Source organism: Zoogloea sp. LCSB751 (genome assembly GCF_002028455.1).
In the GTDB taxonomy this organism is placed as follows: Bacteria; Pseudomonadota; Gammaproteobacteria; order Burkholderiales; family Rhodocyclaceae; genus Zoogloea.
On sequence record NZ_MWUM01000299.1, the window covers coordinates 1 to 262 of the forward strand.

The 262-nt window shown below is 48.9% G+C and carries 1 pseudogene; it reads left to right on the forward strand.

Annotated elements, in window-relative coordinates:
- Window positions 1–262 (forward strand): annotated as a pseudogene (locus B4920_RS26710) (hydroxylamine reductase); the annotation flags it as partial.

Genomic DNA, 262 nt, shown 5'->3' on the forward strand with positions numbered 1-262 from the left:
TTATGGCTTTGCTTGATGCGGGCGAGACCGAAGCCTTCGGTCATCCTGAACCGACGGTCGTCAACACTAAACCGGTAAAAGGCAAAGCAATTCTGGTTTCTGGCCATGATATGAAGGACTTAGAGCTTATCCTCGAGCAAACGGCGGGTAAAGGCATTCATGTTTATACCCATGGCGAAATGCTGCCCGCACTTGCATACCCAGCCTTTAAAAAATACCCCCATTTAGTGGGTAACTATGGTAGTGCATGGCAGAACCAGCA